This is a genomic window from Chryseobacterium sp. S90, from assembly GCF_047444895.1.
Lineage (GTDB): Bacteria > Bacteroidota > Bacteroidia > Flavobacteriales > Weeksellaceae > Chryseobacterium.
On the sequence record NZ_JBLGCX010000025.1, the window covers coordinates 1 to 374 of the forward strand.

At 43.6% G+C, this 374-nt stretch carries 3 tRNA genes; all 3 read right to left on the reverse strand.

From position 1 onward, the window contains the following. Window positions 1–5: 5 nt before the first annotated feature. Window positions 6–77, reverse strand: a tRNA-Glu gene (locus tag ACLMCG_RS23090). Window positions 78–143: 66 nt separating this feature from the next. Then, a tRNA-Glu gene (locus tag ACLMCG_RS23095) sits at window positions 144–215 on the reverse strand. Window positions 216–298: 83 nt separating this feature from the next. Next, a tRNA-Glu gene (locus ACLMCG_RS23100) sits at window positions 299–370 on the reverse strand. Between the last annotated feature and the right edge of the window lie 4 nt (window positions 371–374).

The following is a 374-nucleotide window of genomic DNA, read 5'->3' on the forward strand; positions in this document are numbered from 1 at the left end:
TTTTGTAGCCCGTAGGGGAATCGAACCCCTCTTACCAGAATGAAAATCTGAGGTCCTAACCGATAGACGAACGGGCCCTCTATCTTCCACTACCGAAGTAATGTGTTAGCTTTTGTTTTTATAAGTATCAACTCTTAATCTTGTAGCCCGTAGGGGAATCGAACCCCTCTTACCAGAATGAAAATCTGAGGTCCTAACCGATAGACGAACGGGCCGGTTAGATTTATTTTAATATAGCTTCTTTCTACTGTGATCTTTATAAAACCACCGTTGTTACAGTGGTCTTATAAGATGTAAGTAGCCCGTAGGGGAATCGAACCCCTCTTACCAGAATGAAAATCTGAGGTCCTAACCGATAGACGAACGGGCCAGCT